This window comes from Salinicola sp. RZ23 (assembly GCF_003206675.1).
Lineage (GTDB): Bacteria > Pseudomonadota > Gammaproteobacteria > Pseudomonadales > Halomonadaceae > Salinicola > Salinicola endophyticus.
On the sequence record NZ_PZJK01000006.1, the window covers coordinates 212,703 to 230,794 of the forward strand.

Below are 18,092 nucleotides of genomic sequence, written 5' to 3' on the forward strand. Positions count from 1 at the left end.
CATGAGCGATACCCCCATCCGACTCCCCGACCCCGCGCGCTGGCACGCCAAGCTGTTCGACGGTGACTGGATCGAGGCCGACGCCACCCTGACGGTGATCGAGCCCGCCGCCGGCACGCCGCTGCATACCGTGGGCAAGGCCGATGCCGCCGCCGTCACGCGCGCCGTGACCCAGGCCCGGGAAGCCCAGCGCGCCTGGGCCGCGACCCCGCCCCGTGAACGCGCCGCGGTATTCCATCGCGCCGCCGCGCTGCTCGAAGCGCAGGCGCCCGCGGTGGCGAGCCTGATCGCCCGTGAGACGGGGGCGATCCTGCCCAAGGGCGAGCACGAGGTGCGCGAGGCGATCGTACTGCTGCAGCGCGCCGCCGCCATGCCGCTGCAGGCCACCGGTCAGGTCCTGCCGAGTACCCCCGGACGACTGAGCCTGGCACGCCGCCTGCCGCTCGGTGTGGTCGGCGTGATCTCACCGTTCAACTTCCCGCTGGTGCTGTCGCTGCGCTCGGTGGCGCCGGCGCTGGCCGTGGGCAACGCCGTGGTGATCAAGCCCGATCCGCGCACCCCTTACGCCGGCGGCTTGGCAATCGCCGAGGTCCTCAGCGCCGCCGGCCTGCCCAAAGGGCTGCTGCACGTACTGCCGGGGGATGCCGAGGCCGGCCAGGCGCTGGTCGAGGCGCCTGGCGTGCCGATGATCGCCTTCACCGGCTCCACCGCCGCCGGGCGTCGGATCGGCGAGCTGGCGGGGCGCCATCTCAAGAAGGTGTCGCTGGAGCTGGGCGGCAAGAACTCGCTGATCGTGCTCGACGACGCCGACCTCGACCAGGCGGTATCGGCGATCGCCTTCGGTGCCTACTTCCACCAGGGCCAGATCTGCATGGCCACCGGCCGTGTGCTGGTCCAGCGCCGCCTGGCCGCGGCACTGACCGAGCGTCTGGCCGAGAAGGCACGCCAGCTGCCGGTGGGCGACCCGGCCAAGGACACGGTGGCGCTGGGGCCGATCATCGACCAGCGCCAGCTCGATCACGTCAAGGCGATCGTCGATGACAGCGTCGCCGCCGGTGCAGTGCTCGAAGCCGGCGGCACCCACGAGGGGCTGTTCTACGCCGCCACCGTGCTCTCCAACGTGCGCCCGGGCATGCGTGCCTTCGACGAGGAGATCTTCGGCCCAGTGGCCAACGTGATCGTCTTCGACGACGACGACGAGGCCGCGGCGCTGGCCAACTCAACCGACTACGGCCTCTCCGCGGGGATTCTCTCGGCCTCGGTGGGACGCGCCATGGCGCTGGGCGACAAGCTCCACACCGGGCTTCTACACATCAACGACCAGACCGTCGCCGACGAGGTGGTCAACCCCTTCGGCGGCACCGGCAGCTCGGGCAACGGCACCAGCGTCGGCGGCCCCGCCGACTGGGAGCAGTACACCCACTGGCAGTGGGTCACGCTCAAGGAGACGCCACCGAGCTACCCATTCTGAACGCTGCCCGCGGCGCCGCATCGGCGCCGCGGGTCGCGCCGTATCCGTCACCTTTCCGCTGCCCCCGTCGCGCCCTTTTGGCGCCACGCCGCAGCTCACTGCCCCCGACTCGCGAGGTTTTGCCATGTCAACGTCACATATCGAAGAAGAGACCGTCACCTACACCATCGACTCCGGCGTCGCCTGGGTGAAGTTCAACCGCCCGGAGAAGCGCAACGCCATGAGCCCGGCCCTCAACCGTCGCATGCTGGAGGTTCTCGACGCCCTCGAGTTCCACCCGGAGGTCGGCGTGCTGGTGCTCAGCGGCGAAGGCAGCGCCTGGACCGCCGGCATGGACCTGCAGCAGTACTTCCGCGATACCGAGGCCCACGGCCTCGCCGGCACCCGCCAGGCCCAGCGCGAGAGCTACGGCTGGTGGCGCCGCCTGCGCTGGTACGAGAAGCCGACCATCGCCATGGTCAACGGCTGGTGCTTCGGTGGCGGCTACGGCCCGCTGTTCGCCTGCGATCTGGCGTTCGCCGCCGAGGAGGCCAAGTTCGGCCTCTCCGAGATCAACTGGGGCATCCTGCCGGGTGGTGGCGCCTCCAAGGTGGCGGTGGAGCTGCTCTCGTTCCGCCGCGCGATGTACCACGCCATGACCGGTGAGCCGATCGATGGCGCCACCGCCGCCGAGTGGGGGCTGGTCAACGAGGCGCTGCCGCTGGCACAGCTGCAGGCGCGGGTCGCCGAGGTCGCGGCACTGCTGCTCGAGAAGAACCCGATCGCCCTCAAGGCGACCAAGGATGCCCTGCGCCGGGTCCGCGAGATGACCTACGACAATGCCGAGGACTACCTGGTACGCGCCCAGGAGGCCGCCAACAGCCGTGACGACAGCGGACGCCACGAAGGGCTGCGCCAGTTCCTCGACGAGAAGCGCTACAAGCCCGGTCTGGGCGCCTACGACCGCGCGCACTCCCGCGACGCCTGAGCTCAACCGATAGGAGGCAGCATCATGTCGGACTCATCGCAGCAGGCGTCCCGGCGCCTGCCAGAGGGCGCGGTGCGGCGTCTGCTGACGCCGCGAGCGATCGCCATCGTCGGCGCCTCGGCCACCCCGGGCGCACTCGGTGCCGCGGTGCTCGGCAACCTGACCCGCAACGGCTATGCCGGCGAGATTCACCTGATCAACCCCAAACGTGCGGAGATCGCCGGCCGCCCGTGCCTGGAGAGCATCGCCGCGCTGCCCGAGGGGGTCGATGTGGCACTGCTGGCGATCCCCCAGGCGGGGGTGGTGGAAGCGGTACGCGAACTCGCCGCCCGCCGGGTCGGCGCGGTGGTGATCTTCTCCGCCGGCTTCGCCGAGGCCGGCGAGGCGGGACTGGCGCAGCAGCGCGAGATCGCGCGCATCGCCGCTGACGCCAGCATGCTGGTGCAGGGCCCCAACTGCCTGGGAGGCATCGACTACCGCCAGCGCCTGCCGCTGACCTTCATCGAAGTGGCGATCAGCGAGGACGAGGCCGAGCGTCACCGCTGCCAGCCGGCGATCGGCATTCTCTCCCAGAGCGGCGCCATGATGACGGTGCTCAACACCACCCTGGCGAGCCGCGGGCTACCGCTCGCCTGCGCCATCTCCACCGGCAACGAGGCGGCCAGCCACCTGGAGGATTATCTCGACTATCTGCTCGACGATCCGGATACCGCGGTGATCGCGATGATCGCCGAGCAGTTCCGCCAGCCGCAGCGCCTGCTGGCGCTGGCACGGCGAGCCGAAGCCCAGGGCAAGCGGCTGATTCTGCTGCATCCGGGCAGGAGCAGCGCGGCCCGCGCCGCCGCCGCCACCCACACCGGCGCCCTGGCCGGGGACCATGCGGTGATGCGCACCCTGGTCGAGCGCGCCGGGGTGGTACTGGCCGAGACCCTGGAGGAGCTCGGCGACATCGCCGAGATCGCCCTGCGCTGCCCGGCGCTCCCCTCGGCCGGTACCGCCATCGTCGGTGAGTCCGGCGCGTTCAAGGCGCTCTGCCTCGATCTGTGCGAGGCGCTCGAGCTGCCCCTGCCGACGATCGGCAGTGCCGACTCGCTGGCGCTGCGCGAGGCACTACCGCCGTTCGTCGAGGTGAGCAACCCGCTCGACCTCACCGCCCAGGGTCTGGTCGACCCGCAGCTCTACCGGCGTACGCTGGAAGCCCTGTTCGAGGACACCCGTTTCGGTACGGTGCTGGTCGGCCTGATCCAGACCGACCCGGTCACCTGCCGGGTCAAGCTGCCGCCGGTGCTGCAGGCGGTGCGCGAACGGCGCCCGGCACTGCCGCTGATCTGCGCCGGCCTCGACGAGGGCGCCGAGATCCCCGCGGACTATGTCAGCGAGCTGCGCGCCCTGGGCGTGCCCTACTTCCCCAGCCACGAGCGCGCGCTGCGCGCCATCGCCCGGCTGCATCCGCTGGCCACCCGCGACAGCGGGCGCGTGCCGCCGGCGGCACACGGCCTGGCGCTGCCCGAGCAGGGCGGCGTGATCCCCGAGTATCGCGCCAAACAGCTGCTGGCGCCGCTCGGCGTACCCTTCGGCGCGGGCGAGCTGGCCACCTCGCTGACCGAGGCCCAGCGTATTGCCGCCCGCCTGGGTGGCGCGGTAGCTCTCAAGGCCCAGGCATCGGCGCTGAGCCACAAGAGCGATGTCGGCGGGGTCGTACTCGGGGTCGAAGGCGAGACGGAACTGGCCCAGGCGTGGGAGCGGCTGCATCAGGACCTGGCGCGCCTGGCACCGGACACACCGCTGGATGGCGTACTGGTCGAGCGCATGGGCGCCGCCGGCTGCGAGATGATCGTCGGCGCCCGCCACGACCCTCAGTGGGGGCCGGTGGTGCTGGTCGGTTTCGGCGGCGTCACTGCCGAGGTGCTGCGCGACGTGCGCCTGCTGCCGGCGGATCTGACGCCGATGGCGGTGCGACGCGAGCTGGATAAGCTGCAGGGCGCGGCGCTGCTCCATGGCCACCGCGGCAGGCCAGCCTGCGACGTGAATGCCCTGGCCGAGCTGGTGGCCGCGCTGGGCGCACTGATGCAGGCCGAGCCGCGGCTGGTCGAGATCGACCTCAACCCGGTCATGGTCTACCCCGAGGGCCAAGGATTGCTCGCCCTGGACGCCCTGATGCTGATCGCTTGACCAGGCTGTCTACGAAACCTAGCGGCCACGCCGGTGGGCGTGGCCGCCCCACTCATCTGCCGAGGAGAACGCCATGTCGGAACCGTTCGATCTTTCCCGTCTCGATCCCGAGGTCCAGACAGTCCTGGGCGAGATGGCGGCGCACTCGCTGCCACCGCTGGAGACCCTGCCGATCACCCAGATGCGCGAGGTCTACCGCACGCTGGGCGATCACCTAGGCGGTGAGGCAAAGCCCATGCACGAGGTCCGCGATCTCTCCGCCGAGGGGCCGCTGGGCCCGATCCCGCTGCGGCTCTACCGCCCGCGCCCGGCGGATGCTGCGCCGACAGCCGCGACGATCTATCTCCACGGCGGCGGCTGGATCATTGGCGATCTCGACAGCCACGACAAGATCTGCCGGCGCCTCGCCCACGCCTCCGGCGAGGCCCTGATCGCGGTGGACTACCGCCTGGCCCCGGAGCACCCGGCGCCGGATGGCCCCGAGGACGTGCTCGCCGCGATTCGCTGGATCGCCGCCAACGCCGAATCACTGGGCCTGGATGCCTCGCGCCTGGCGGTGGCCGGCGACAGCGCCGGCGGCGGCCTCGCCGCCATGGCCTGCCAGCAGCTGCGTGACAGCGCGGTGGCGCTGCGCGCCCAGGTGCTGTTCTACCCCGGTCTCGACCTCACTCCCGAGTCGGATGCCCTGCCGTCACGCCAGCGCAACGGCCAGGTGCCACCGCTCACCACCGAGTTGATGCGCGCCATGGCCGAGCCCTTCATCGGCGGCTTCGACACCCGCGACCTGCGCGTCTCGCCGTTGCTGGCAAGCGATCTGCAGGCGCTGCCACCGGCACTGATCGTGACCGCCGAATTCGACGCCCTGCTCGATGAAGGGCGGCTTTATCGCGACAAGCTGCAGGCAGCCGGCGTGGCGGTGAGCTATGTGGAGGTGCCGCGCATGATCCACGGCTTCATCGAGATGGCCGGCGCCGTCTCCGCCGCCGTCAGCGTCCTCGACCAGGCCGCGGCGTTTCTGCGCCAGCGACTGGCGTGACCCGAGGGAGCGGCATCACACGCTAACAGCGGAGTTGACCGGTTCGGTTGGCAGCGGTGGGTCGGCCACGCGGGCCGGGCACCGAAGCGCCCCGCTCAGTGATAGCGGCCGGGGCGCCGGGAGACCGCCTCGAGGCCCCAGCCGGTGGTATCGACATGCCCTTCGAGGCGCTGCTGGACCTGCTCGCTCAACTGCGGGAAGAAGTCGAGACCGGTACGCGCCTCGATCTCGTCGATGGTCACCAGGAAACGGTCCAGCGGCTCCTTGCCGCTGACCGACTGAGGCATCAGGAAGGCGATCGCCCGCGGCGTGTTCCCCGGCACCACGATGATCTTGTAGAACGCCTGCGGGATCTGCGAGAAGCCGACCCGATGCAGCCACTGGTCGTCATAGACCGGCCCGGTCAGCACCCAGACGCTGCCGAAGCGGGGCACGAAATCGTCCATCACCGCCTCTTCCAGGCGCTGCCACAGCTGCCGATTGAGCTTCGGTCGCTGCGGTGTGATGTTGGTCATCAGAAAGCTGTCGAGCTGGGCGCTCCGCCCATGGGTGACCGCCATGGCGTAGTTGGGTGCCATATGGCCGCGGTCATAGCCACTGCGGGTGTAGTCGCTGCTGGTGATCGGCCACAGGCTGCGCCAGTCGGGCGAGAAATGGTCGGGCCGCGGCAGGCTGTGCGGGTCATCCACCCGTGTCAGCGAATAACCCACCCACAGCGGGCCGGCACGCAGATCGGACCAGCCGAGCAGGAAGCCGTCATTGCGCAGCACCCGGTTCCAGCTGCGCCAATCGGTCCACTGCCACTCGGGCACGCCCATCCAGCTGAGCTGATCGCGTACCCCGCTTTCGTGGTAGTACCAGAGCCCGCCGATAACGACGACGAAGACGATCGAGATCTTGGAGGTGCGCCAGAGCCGCGTCAGCGCTCCGGCGGATCGACGGCGCCCCACCCCGCGCTCAGAGGCCGACCGAGAACATGGCGTCGAGGTCGTGGCGCGAGTGCACCTGCATGGCGTTGAGCGTTTCGGTCTCACGGATGCCGTCGACGCTCATCAGACGCTCGGTGACCAGGGTCGCGAGGGACTCGAAATCCGGCGTGCGCGCGATGGCGATGAGATCGTAGCGGCCGCAGGTCGAGTAGACTTCGCTGATCCCTTCGAGATCGGCGAGACGTTCGGCGACACCGCGAATCCGGCCCTTTTCGACGTTGATCAGAATGACCGCGTTCTGCATCTCTCTCTCCCACCGGCGGGTGGCCCCGGGCGGGACCACGACAATCAAGAATGAAGGCTCGGACGCGAGTATATCAGCTCTCGGACGGCGCCTGCGCTTGAGCGCCACCACTGTGGGCCGCCATACTCAGGCCACGCCCGAGGCCTCGCGGCGGCACGCCGCACCGCCCCTGCCCATCGCCCACACCGAGGAGCCTTAGCATGTCCATCGATCGCCGCCGTTTCCTGTGCCGTGGCGCCGCGCTCTCCGCCGGCCTGCTGCTGGCGCCCGGCTGGCGCGCCTGGGCCCAATCCGCTCCGATGCTCGACCCCGGCGCCAGGCAGGCGCGGGCGGTGCGCTACGTCGAGCAGGCCAGCGCCGCCCAGGACGACCCCGCCTACCGCGCCGGACGGCGCTGCGCCAACTGTGATTTCTTCAGCGCCGGCCAGCGCTGCTCGCTGTTTCCCGAGCACCGCGTCTCTCCCGACGGCTGGTGTATGAGCTGGACCTCGGAATAACCCCAAGCGCTTATTTCCATACCCGCTGATGGTGGGCGCGGGGGGCAGAGCAAAGCGAGGGTCCTTTGCCATGGATGGCAAAGGTAGCGCCCAGGGAGGGGTTTACAGCGCCCTCGCGACGCCCTGCCGCCGGATAAGCCCACTTCGTTTATCGGTTGTGACAGACGTGCCAAGGCACGCACACCGGTGGGCTTCACGCCGACTCGCGCCCCGCCTCGGGGATCGGCCACTGGTAGCGGCGCACCGTATCACCGTTCTCGATCGACTCCAGCTTGACCGGGAAGCCCCACAGCTGATGCAGGTGGCGCAGCACCGGGAACAGGCTCTGCCCCAGCGGCCGGCGCCGGTCCTGCACGTGGCGCAGGGTCAGTGAGCGGTCACCGCGGATATCCGCCTCCCACACCTGGATATTGGGCTCCCGTGCCGACAGCGCGTACTGCACGCTGAGCGCTTCGCGGATACGGCGATAGCCGCGATCATCGTGGATCGCCTCGATCTGCAGGCTGTCATCACGGTCATCGTCGACCAGGCTGAACAGCTTGAGATCGCGGATCACCTTGGGCGACAGGAACTGCTGGATGAACGACTCATCCTTGAAGTTGTGCATGGCGAAGTGCAGCGTGTCGAGCCAATCGCTGCCGGCGATCTCGGGGAACCACTCGCGATCCTCATCGGTCGGCGCCTGACAGATACGCTGGATATCGCTGAACATGGCGAACCCCAGCGCGTAAGGATTGATGCCGCCGAAATAGGGGCTGTCGTAGTCCGGCTGGCTGACCACCGAGGTGTGCGACTGCAGGAACTCGAGCATGATCCCCTCGTCGATCAGGCCGTCATCGTAGAGCCGGTTCATCAGCGTGTAGTGCCAGAAGGTGGCCCAGCCCTCGTTCATCACCTGGGTCTGGCGCTGGGGATAGAAGTACTGGGCGAGCTTGCGCACGATGCGCACGATCTCGCGCTGCCACGGCTCGAGCAGCGGGGCATTCTTTTCCAGGAAGTAGAGCAGGTTCTCCTGCGGCTCGCTGGGGTAGCGGCCATGGCGATGCAGGCCGAGGGGGTCGTTCTCGCTATCCAGCAACAGACTGTCGGCGAGCGGCGCGGCGCGCTCGGGAATGGTGCTCCACAAGGTATTGACCTGGGTCTGGAGGTAGGCCTCGCGCTCCTCCTGGCGTCGCGCCTCGGCCTCGGCGGAGATCGGCGATGGCCGCTTGTAGCGGTCGACACCGTAGTTCTGCAGCGCGTGGCAGGCATCGAGCAGCTGCTCCACCGCCTCCACCCCGTGGCGCTCCTCGCACTGGGCCACGTATTTGCGCGCGAACACCAGGTAATCGACGATCGCCGAGGCGTCGGTCCAGGTCTGGAACAGGTAGTTGCCCTTGAAGAAGGAGTTGTGGCCATAGCAGGCGTGGGCGATCACCAACACCTGCATCATCAGCGAGTTCTCCTCCATCAGGTAGGCGATGCAGGGGTCGGAGTTGATCACCAGCTCGTAGGCGAGTCCCATCTGACCGCGCCGATAGGCCTGCTCCACCGACAGAAACTGCTTGCCGAACGACCAGTGGTGATAGCCGACCGGCATGCCCACGCTGGCGTAGGCGTCCATCATCTGCTCGGAGGTGATGATCTCGATCTGATTGGGGTAGGTGTCGAGCCGGTACTCCCGCGCCAGCTCGGCGATCGCCTGCTCGTAGCGCTCGAGCGTCTCGAAGTTCCAGTCCGAACCGGTGGCAATGGGCTTGCGTCGCGTCATCGGTGTCTCCTCGGTGGCCATACCGACCTCAGCTTTCGGCACGCTGACGGAAGAGCTCGCGGAAGACCGGGTAGATGTCCTCCGCCTGCACGATCTGCTCCATCGCGAAGCGCTCGGGATAGGCTGTCTTGATCGTAGCGTAAGCGTCCCACAGCGCCTGATGGGCGTGGGGTGTGATCTCGACGTAGGTGAAGTACTGCAGCTTGGCCATCAGCGACTCGTCGAGCAGCTTGAGACAGGTCGCGGAGTCGTCGTCCCAGTTGTCGCCGTCGCTGGCCTGGGCGACATAGAGATTCCACTGCTCCGGCGAGTAGCGCGCCTCGATGATGCGATCGACCAGGGTCAGGGCGCTGGAGACGATGGTGCCGCCGGTCTCGCGCGAATAGAAGAACTCCTCCTCGTCGACCTCCTTGGCCACGGTATGGTGGCGCACGAAGACCAGCTCGACCTTCTCGTAGTTGCGCTCGAGGAACAGGTAGAGCAGCAGGAAGAAGCGCTTGCCGATGTCCTTGTGCGCCTGGGTCATCGAGCCGGAGACATCCATCACGCAGAACATCACCGCCTGATTGGACGGCATCGGCTGATGGGTGAGATGGTTGTAGCGCAGATCGTAGGTATCGAGGAACGGAATCGCGGCGATGCGCTTCTCGAGCCGCGCGATCTCGGACTTGAGTTCGTCGATCCGCGCCGGATTGCGTAGCACCGGGTCCTGACGCTCCTCTGCCGCGAGCGCCTCCTGGGCCTCGCGCAGGGCGCGCTTGAGCGGCGCGCGCATGCCGATGCGCCGGGCCTGGGCCTCGCGCATCGAGCGCACGATGTTGATCCGCGCCGGCACCCCCTCCTTGGAGATCCCGGCGCGCACCGGACGCGTCTCCTCGAGCACGCGCAGCTGCTTGCGCTCGAGATGCGGCAGTGCCAGCCCGTCGAAGACGAAGTCGAGGAACTCCTCCCGCGACAGGGTGAACACGAACTCGTCGACCCCCTCGCCCTGGTTCGACGCCTGCCCCTCGCCGCTGCCACCGCCCCCTGCACCGCCGCTCGGCCGGCGCAGACGATCGCCCTCGGCGAACTGCTTGTTGCCGGGGCTGACGATGGTGCGACGCCCGCCCGGGCCGTGCTGGAAAGAAGGCTCGGAAATATCGCGGGAGGGGATCGAGACCTTCTCGCCGCGCTCCATGTCGGTGATCGAACGCCGATTGACCGACTCCTCCACCGCGCGCTTGATATGCGCCCGGTAGCGCTTGAGAAACCGCTGGCGGTTGACCGCGCTCTTGTTGCGCGCATTGGGCCGCCGGTCGATGAAATAGCTCATGGCACCTCCCGCAGACTGGCTGCGGCGGCGGCCCGCGGAGGCTGGCCGCCGCCCGTAAGACGCGCGGCGACCCGCCCCGCGCGCCCGCTGACCTCGGCGTCTGGCCGCGGTCGACCTACTGCGACTTGCGCACGCGCAGATACCATTCGGAGAGCAGCCGCACCTGCTTCTCGGTATAGCCGCGCATGACCATGCGGTCGACGAAGTCCTCGTGCTTGCGCTGGTCGGAGGCCGACGCCTTGGCGTTGAACGAGATCACCGGCAAGAGCTCTTCGGTGTTGGCGAACATCTTGTGCTCGATCACCCCCTTGAGCTTCTCGTAGGACTGCCAGTTGGGGTTCATGCCGTTGTTGTGGGCCCGCGCGCGCAGCACGAAGTTGACCACCTCGTGGCGGAAATCCTTGGGATTGGAGATCCCCGCCGGCTTCTCGATCTTCTCCAGGTCCTCGTTGAGCGCCTGACGGTCGAACAGCTCGCCGGTCTCCGGATCGCGGTACTCCTGATCCTGAATCCAGAAGTCGGCGTAGGTGACGTAGCGGTCGAAGATGTTCTGGCCGTACTCGGTGTAGGACTCCAGATAGGCGGTCTGGATCTCCTTGCCGATGAAGTCGACGTAGCGCGGCGCCAGATACTCCTTGATGAAGCGCAGATAGCGCTCGTGGGTCTCCTTGGGCAACTGCTCGCGCTCCAGCGCCTGCTCCAGCACGTAGAGCAGGTGCACCGGGTTGGCGGCGATCTCCTGGGTGTCGAAGTTGAACACCTTGGAGAGGATCTTGAAGGCGAAGCGGGTGGAGAGCCCGGTCATGCCCTCGTCGACCCCGGCGGCGTCGCGGTACTCCTGGATCGACTTGGCCTTGGGATCGGTATCCTTGAGATTCTCGCCGTCGTAGATGCGCATCTTGGAGTAGATGCTCGAATTCTCCGGCTCCTTGAGCCTCGAGAGCACCGAGAACTGGGCCAGCATGCGCAGGGTGTCGGGGGCGCAGGGTGCCGCGTCGAGGGAGGAGTGCTCGAGCAGCTTCTGGTAGATCTTGATCTCTTCGGAGACCCGCAGGCAGTAAGGCACCTTGACGATGTAGACGCGGTCGAGAAACGCCTCGTTGTTGCGGTTGTTGCGGAACTGCTGCCACTCGCTCTCGTTGGAGTGGGCCATGATGATGCCGTCGAAGGGAATCGCGCCCATCCCCTCGGTGGGGTTGTAGTTGCCCTCCTGGGTCGCGGTCAGCAGCGGATGCAGCACCTTGATCGGCGCCTTGAACATCTCGACGAACTCCATCAACCCCTGGTTGGCCCGGCACAGGCCGCCGGAGAAGCTGTAGGCGTCGGGGTCGTCCTGGGAGTAGAGCTCGAGCTGGCGGATATCGACCTTGCCCACCAGCGAGGAGATGTCCTGGTTGTTCTCGTCGCCGGGCTCGGTCTTGGACAGCGCGATCTGGTTGAGCCGCGACGGGTAGAGCTTGACCACGCGGAACTGCGACAGGTCACCGCCGAACTCCTTGAGCCGCTTGGCCGCCCAGGGCGACATCGGCCCGTGCAGGTGGCGCGTCGGAATGCCGTACTCCTGGGAGAGCAGCTCGCCATCCTCCTCCGGCGAGAACAGCCCCAGGGGGGATTCGTAGACCGGCGAGTCCTTGATCGCATAGAAGGGCACGCGCTCCATCAACAGCTTCAGGCGCTCGGCCAGCGATGACTTGCCGCCGCCCACCGGGCCCAGTAGATAGAGGATCTGCTTGCGCTCCTCGAGCCCCTGGGCGGCGTGGCGGAAGTAGGCGACGATCTGCTCGATCGCCTCCTCCATGCCGTAGAACTCGGCGAAGGCGGGATAACGGCGGATCACCTTGTTGGAGAAGATCCGCGACAGGCGGGGGTCCTTGGCCGTATCGATGGTCTGCGGTTCACCGATGGCAGCGAGCAGACGTTCGGCGGCGCTGGCGTAGACGCTGGGCTCCTTTCGACACAGTTCGAGATACTCCTCCAGGCTCATCTCTTCTTTCTGAACCCGCTCGTAACGACTCTGGACGTGATCGAAGATACTCATGGAAGCCTCCTGGTCGTGACCCCCAACCGCTCAGGGCACTCACCCTGTCAGCCGGGCTAGCTGACTATCAGCATAGACAGATGCACGGAGCGCCGGGTAGACCCAAGAGTCGAGTCACAACGACGCAGCGTCGACAAGCTCGCTTTAGAACACGCTACCACGATCAGGGTTCGATGCACGGCAATTTGCGCGGAAAAAATGAAGGCCCCGACCAAGGTCGGGGCAAGCACTTGAAAGCGCTGAGAAATCACGCACCTGGCGCGACCGGAAGGGGCTTCTGACGGCCCGGAAAGCACCTGCGACGATAGCGGGAAGCCCCGCGACGGGTCAGCGGGCGGCGTGATCCATCGCCGCGCGGGCGTCGGCGAGCAGGTCGTCGAGCAGCTCGGTGGTGGTGTTCCACGAGCAGACGAAACGCGCCCCGCCGGCGCCGATGAAGGTGTAGAAGGTCCAGCCCTTGGCCCGCAGCGCCTCGATCACCGGCGCCGGCAGGCTGACGAAGACACTGTTGGCCTCGGTCGGGAACATCGGCCGGACACCGGGTAGCGCCGCCAGCCCCTCGGCGAGATAGCGCGCCATGGCGTTGGCGTGGTCGGCATTGCGCCGCCAGGCGCCGGTCTCCAACAGCCCCAGCCAGGGTGCCGCGATGAAGCGCATCTTGGAGGCGAGCTGACCGGCCTGCTTGCAGCGATAGGCGAAATCCTCGGCCAGGCCCTTGTTGAAGAACAGGATCGCCTCGCCCATCGGCAGACCGTTCTTGGTGCCGGAGAAGCACAGCACGTCGACCCCGACCTGCCAGGTGAGTTCGGCCGGCGTGGCGTCCAGGGCGCTGCAGGCGTTGGCGAAGCGTGCGCCATCCATGTGCATGCGCAGATCGTACTTGTCGGCCATGGTGCGGATCGCCAGCAGCTCCTCCCGCGAATAGACGGTGCCCACCTCGGTGGCCTGGGTGATCGAGACCACCCGCGGCTTGGGGTAGTGGATATCGCTGCGGCGCACCACCAGACGCTCGATCCCCTCGGGGGTGAGCTTGCCCTCTTCGCCGGGACAGGTGAGCAGCTTGGAGCCGTTGGAGAAGAACTCCGGGCCGCCGCACTCGTCAGTCTCGATGTGTGCCAGTTCATGACAGATCACGCTGTGATAGCTCTGGCCGAGGGCGGCCAGCGCCAACGAGTTGGCGGCGGTGCCGTTGAACACGAAAAAGACATCGCAGTCATAGTCGAACAGCTCGCGAAAGCGGTCGGCGGCGCGGTGGGTCCAGACGTCGTTGCCGTAGGCGAGGTCGTCACTGGCGTTGGCCTGGATCAGATAATCGAGTGCTTCCGGGCAGATGCCGGAGGTGTTGTCGCTCGCCAGAAAGCGAGGAGTACAGTCAGAGGTCATTGGGCGGGTCCTTGTACGATCCCTCCCCCGCGAGCCAGGCTCGTGCGGAGGTCAGGCATGAGCGCCTGAATCACGCGAAGCGCAAGCCGCGNNCGCGGCTTGCGCTTCCTCAACCCCAGCAGTCTAACACCTGGCCGCGACGGCGGAAGCCACCCGCCATGGGCGGCACGCGCTCGTCCGCCGACGCGCTCAGAGCCGCGCCGCCAGCCGCGTACCCTGATCGATCGCCCGCTTGGCGTCGATCTCGGCGGCCACGTCGGCACCGCCGATGCGATGGGTACCGATGCCGGCGCGGGTGAGATCGTCGAGCAGCGCAAGCTCCGACTCCTGTCCGGCGCACACCACCACGCTGTCGACCTCGAGTACCCGCGGCTCCCCCGCCACGCGCAGGTGCAGGCCAGCGTCGTCGATGCGCACATAGTCACACTCTGCCCAGCTCTCCACCCCGCGCGCCTTGAGCGCCGCCCGGTGCACCCAGCCCGTGGTCGCCCCCAGCCCTGCCCCCGGCTTGCCCGCCTTGCGCTGCAGCAGCGTGATCTGGCGCGGTGGCAGTGGCGTCTGCCGCGGCTTGAGCCCGCCCGGCTCGGCCACGTCGAGATCCACCCCCCACTCGTCGCACCAGGCGTCCAGGTCCAGCGCCGGCTGCCCGCTGTGGGCCAGCAGCTCGGCGACGTCGAAGCCGATCCCGCCGGCCCCGATGATCGCCACCCGCCGTCCGATCCGTTCCGGATGCAGGATCGCCAGCGGATAGGGCACGACGCTGGGGTGGTCGGCGCCCTCCAGGTGCAGCTCCCGCGGCTTGACCCCGGTGGCCAGCACTACCTCGTCGAACGCCAGCAGCTGCTGGGCATCGACCTGCTGATCGAGGCGCAGATCGACACCCCAGCGCACCAGCTGACGTTCGAAGTAGCGCAGTGTCTCGGCGAACTCCTCCTTGCCGGGAATCCGCCGGGCGTAGCGAAACTGACCGCCGATCTCCGGCTCACGTTCGAACAGGGTGACCCGGTGGCCGCGCTCGGCGCAGGCGATCGCCGTGGCCAGCCCCGCCGGCCCGGCGCCGACCACGGCGATCTGCTTCGGCGCGGCAGTCGGCGCGAGCACCAGCTCGGTCTCGTGACAGGCGCGCGGATTGACCAGACAGCTGGTCAGCTTGCCCTGGAAGGTGTGATCGAGGCACGCCTGGTTGCAGGCGATGCAGGTGTTGATCTCGTCGTCGCGCCCCTCGGCGGCCTTCTCGACCCAGCCCGGATCGGCCAGGAAGGGGCGCGCCAGCGAGACCAGATCGGCGTGCCCCGCGGCCAGCACACGCTCCGCCACCGCCGGCATGTTGATTCGGTTGGTGGCCAGGGTAGGAATGCCGACGGCCGCGCGCACCGCCCGCGAGACGCCGACGAACGCCGCCCGCGGCACGCTGGTAACGATGGTCGGCACCCGCGCCTCGTGCCAGCCGATGCCGCAGTCCAGCGCATCCACCCCGGCCGCCTCCAGTACCGTGGCCAGGGCCACGATCTCGGCCTGGGTACTGCCCTCCTCGACCAGATCGATCATCGACAGGCGAAAGATCAGTACGAAGTCTTCCCCACAGCGGCGGCGAATGCCGCGCACGATCTCCAGCGCGAAGCGCTGCCGCCGCGTCGCGTCGCCCCCCCAGGCGTCATCGCGCTGATTGCTGCGCGCGCACAGGAACTGGTTGATCAGATAGCCTTCCGAGCCCATCACCTCGACGCCGTCGTAGCCGGCACGCTGGGCCAGCTCGGCGCAGCGCACGAAGTCCGCGATCTGCTGGTGCACCTCGGCATCGCTCAGGGCATGCGGGGTGAAGCGACTGATCGGCGCGGCGATGGCGGAGGGGGCGACCAGCGCCGGCGAGTAGGCGTAGCGCCCGGCGTGCAGGATCTGCAGGCAGATCGGCGTCTCTTCGGCGTGCACCGCTGCCACCACCTGGCGGTGCGCCTCGCACTCCGCCGCCTCGCTCAGCTTGGCGGCATGAGCGAAGACCGCACCTTCGGCGTTGGGTGCGATACCCCCGGTCACGATCAGGCCGGCCCCGCGGCGCGCCCGCTCGGCGTAGAAGGCCGCCAGGCGCTCGAAGCCACCGGGCGCCTCCTCGAGATTGGTATGCATCGAGCCCATCACGACCCGATTGCGCAGGGTCAGCGAGCCCACACGCAGCGGGCGAAAGAGATTCGGATAAGCGGTCACGGTCGACTCCACGCAGCGGTGTACGGCAGCATTCAAACGCACGTATGAACGCTAGTGTAACCCAATCCGCGGCGGCGACCATTGCACCAAAGCGGCATCGTCGGGGACACACTCATCGCGCCCCAGGGCCATCGCTTCGAGCGAGCGGAGCCCCTGGCAAGCCAGGTGAGCGAAAAACACGGAAGTGTGAGCGGGAAATAGCCACGGAGAGCGCAGAAGAGAGGGCGACAGCGCGAAGGAATGCGCACCAGAGGGCGTGCCAACAAAGCACGTGCAAGAAGAGAGTCCGCCAAGAGTGCGCGCGGAGGGTGCCGATCGGCAGTGGCGCAAGATCTCGAAGCCAGAAACGAAAAAACCAGCGCTTGGCTGGTTGGTTCGCTCACAGCGACTGTCGTGGCGCTGCGGATACTCGATACTGTCGAGACGTCGATGGCGGACCGGACGGGACTCGAACCCGCGACCTCCGGCGTGACAGGCCGGCATTCTAACCAACTGAACTACCGGTCCGCATATATCGGTAACCATCATCCTGAGACGATGGTGGGTGGTACAGGACTCGAACCTGTGACCCCCAGCATGTGAGGCTGGTGCTCTAACCAGCTGAGCTAACCACCCAAAACGTCTGACGCTGCGCGGCACGAAGTGTGGCGGACCGGACGGGACTCGAACCCGCGATCTCCGGCGTGACAGGCCGGCATTCTAACCAACTGAACTACCGGTCCACTCGAAGCATCGGGTCTGAGTCGTGAAACACCTACCTGATACCCACTACGCGACTTGCAAATGACATCCGGGAAATTGTCGCTTCCCGAACATCGCTGGAAATGGCGGACCGGACGGGACTCGAACCCGCGACCTCCGGCGTGACAGGCCGGCATTCTAACCAACTGAACTACCGGTCCCCAGTTTCCAATACGTGATCCACAGTGCCAACGCTTGCGCGATGGTGGGTGGTACAGGGTTCGAACCTGTGACCCCCAGCTTGTAAGGCTGGTGCTCTCCCAGCTGAGCTAACCACCCGTGGTCACGTGGCGCTGCATTCTACCGGTAGCCGGTTGAAAGTCAACCGCTTTCCCGCAACGATTTATCCCTGCCGTTCATCGACTTGCGCCAGGCGCCGGCTGATCAGGGCTGCAGCGGTATCGATCAGTTCAGCCTGACTCACGCCGAGGCGCCGGGGCGGCTGCCAGTCATGGTCGCCGCCGTCGAGAAAATGGCACTCGAGCTGCGCCGGCAGCGCATACCCTTCGACCTCCGCACGGGTCCCGAATGCATCCCGCGTGCCCTGCAAAAGCAGCAGCGGACACTCGAGCTCAGGCCAGTGATCGAGGCGCAGGCGCTCAGGCTTGCCCGGCGGATGGAAGGGATAGCCGCACAGCACCAGCCCCGGCAGCGGCTCCCGCGCCGCCAGCAGGCTGGCCACCCGCCCACCCATCGACTTGCCGCCCAGCCACGCCGGCGCTTGGCCGTCAGCGTCGATGGCCCGGCGCCAGGCGCTCAGCTCCGCCACCAGCCCCTCGACCCGCGGCGGTGGCCGTCGCCGACCCTCGCGCCGCATGCGCGCCATGTAGGCGAACTCCACCGCGATCACCTGCACGCCGCCAGCGGCCAGCGCGTGGCGCAGACGGCTCAGGAAGGGAGAGTCGTGCCCCGCCCCGGCACCGTGGCTCAGCAGCAGCCGCGGCCTCTGCTGCGCCCCGCACACCCGTAGCCCGCCGAGCGCGGTCTCGTGCAACGTGTCATCGCCCCGCGCCAGCGCGGTGGCGATCCGCTGCCGATCTTCGGCGTCGAGTGCCGGCATGGCATCTGCGTGGGTCGTCATCTCCCCTCCTGTCTTGCCCGGATCGTTACCCGGCCCACGCATCGTCTCGAGCCACGACGGAAGTGTCCGAGAACGTCCTGGTGGACGTTGTCAGGCATTCCCCTGAAGCCCCGTTTCTGCGTAGGATGAAAAAAACCTGTTCGATCGGTCAGGCACCCAGCGCGGCAGCGCCACGCCGCCGCTCGCCGTCGATCCCCCCGACAATACAA

13 protein-coding genes and 5 tRNA genes are annotated in these 18,092 nt (G+C 67.7%); 5 read left to right on the forward strand and 13 right to left on the reverse strand.

Annotated features, from left to right (window positions below):
- Position 1: 1 nt before the first annotated feature.
- From DOM67_RS05825 to DOM67_RS05840, 4 genes are all read left to right on the forward strand, one after another.
- Entirely contained in the window at positions 2-1,471 is a 1,470-nt protein-coding gene (locus DOM67_RS05825) for a benzaldehyde dehydrogenase (protein ID WP_110674714.1), read from the forward strand.
- 124 nt (positions 1,472-1,595) lie between these two features.
- Positions 1,596-2,438: a p-hydroxycinnamoyl CoA hydratase/lyase gene (locus tag DOM67_RS05830; protein ID WP_110674715.1), complete on the forward strand. Its 843-nt coding sequence runs from the start codon at positions 1,596-1,598 to the stop codon at positions 2,436-2,438.
- 24 nt (positions 2,439-2,462) lie between these two features.
- Positions 2,463-4,610 carry an acetate--CoA ligase family protein gene (locus DOM67_RS05835; protein WP_110674716.1) on the forward strand — a complete coding sequence of 716 codons (2,148 nt, stop codon included), beginning with the start codon at positions 2,463-2,465 and terminating at the stop codon, positions 4,608-4,610.
- Positions 4,611-4,683: 73 nt separating this feature from the next.
- On the forward strand, positions 4,684-5,646 hold the full coding sequence (locus DOM67_RS05840; RefSeq protein ID WP_110674717.1) for an alpha/beta hydrolase: 963 nt from the start codon (positions 4,684-4,686) through the stop codon (positions 5,644-5,646).
- A gap of 95 nt (positions 5,647-5,741) precedes the next feature.
- On the opposite strand, the gene DOM67_RS05845 is transcribed toward DOM67_RS05840, so the two are convergent.
- Positions 5,742-6,596, reverse strand: a complete 855-nt coding sequence (locus tag DOM67_RS05845) for a DNA/RNA non-specific endonuclease (RefSeq protein ID WP_232825150.1) — start codon at positions 6,594-6,596, stop codon at positions 5,742-5,744.
- Between the two features lie 7 nt (positions 6,597-6,603).
- Positions 6,604-6,879: an Lrp/AsnC ligand binding domain-containing protein gene (locus DOM67_RS05850; protein ID WP_110674718.1), complete on the reverse strand. Its 276-nt coding sequence runs from the start codon at positions 6,877-6,879 to the stop codon at positions 6,604-6,606.
- Between the two features lie 200 nt (positions 6,880-7,079).
- On the opposite strand from DOM67_RS05850, the gene DOM67_RS05855 reads away from it, so the two are divergent.
- The gene (locus DOM67_RS05855; protein WP_110674719.1) at positions 7,080-7,376 is read left to right on the forward strand and encodes a high-potential iron-sulfur protein; all 297 of its coding nucleotides are present in this window, start codon (positions 7,080-7,082) and stop codon (positions 7,374-7,376) included.
- A gap of 193 nt (positions 7,377-7,569) precedes the next feature.
- On the opposite strand, the gene DOM67_RS05860 is transcribed toward DOM67_RS05855, so the two are convergent.
- From DOM67_RS05860 to DOM67_RS05910, 11 genes are all read right to left on the reverse strand, one after another.
- Positions 7,570-9,126, reverse strand: coding sequence for a SpoVR family protein (locus DOM67_RS05860; protein ID WP_110674720.1), 1,557 nt, complete (start codon positions 9,124-9,126; stop codon positions 7,570-7,572).
- A gap of 28 nt (positions 9,127-9,154) precedes the next feature.
- Complete coding sequence (locus DOM67_RS05865) at positions 9,155-10,438, reverse strand: YeaH/YhbH family protein (RefSeq protein WP_110674721.1); 1,284 nt, start codon at positions 10,436-10,438, stop codon at positions 9,155-9,157.
- Between the two features lie 115 nt (positions 10,439-10,553).
- On the reverse strand, positions 10,554-12,476 hold the full coding sequence (locus DOM67_RS05870) for a PrkA family serine protein kinase (protein ID WP_110674722.1): 1,923 nt from the start codon (positions 12,474-12,476) through the stop codon (positions 10,554-10,556).
- Positions 12,477-12,803: 327 nt separating this feature from the next.
- The gene (locus tag DOM67_RS05875; RefSeq protein WP_110674723.1) at positions 12,804-13,859 is read right to left on the reverse strand and encodes a low specificity L-threonine aldolase; all 1,056 of its coding nucleotides are present in this window, start codon (positions 13,857-13,859) and stop codon (positions 12,804-12,806) included.
- 189 nt (positions 13,860-14,048) lie between these two features.
- Positions 14,049-16,061 (reverse strand): NADPH-dependent 2,4-dienoyl-CoA reductase, encoded by a 2,013-nt coding sequence (locus DOM67_RS05880; RefSeq protein WP_110674724.1) that lies wholly within the window; start codon positions 16,059-16,061, stop codon positions 14,049-14,051.
- Between the two features lie 430 nt (positions 16,062-16,491).
- Positions 16,492-16,568, reverse strand: a tRNA-Asp gene (locus DOM67_RS05885).
- A gap of 31 nt (positions 16,569-16,599) precedes the next feature.
- Positions 16,600-16,676: transfer RNA gene (locus DOM67_RS05890), tRNA-Val, on the reverse strand.
- Between the two features lie 30 nt (positions 16,677-16,706).
- Positions 16,707-16,783 (reverse strand) — tRNA-Asp (locus tag DOM67_RS05895).
- Positions 16,784-16,886: 103 nt separating this feature from the next.
- Positions 16,887-16,963: transfer RNA gene (locus DOM67_RS05900), tRNA-Asp, on the reverse strand.
- 42 nt (positions 16,964-17,005) lie between these two features.
- Positions 17,006-17,081 (reverse strand) — tRNA-Val (locus DOM67_RS05905).
- Positions 17,082-17,145: 64 nt separating this feature from the next.
- The gene (locus DOM67_RS05910) at positions 17,146-17,883 is read right to left on the reverse strand and encodes an alpha/beta family hydrolase (RefSeq protein WP_232825151.1); all 738 of its coding nucleotides are present in this window, start codon (positions 17,881-17,883) and stop codon (positions 17,146-17,148) included.
- Between the last annotated feature and the right edge of the window lie 209 nt (positions 17,884-18,092).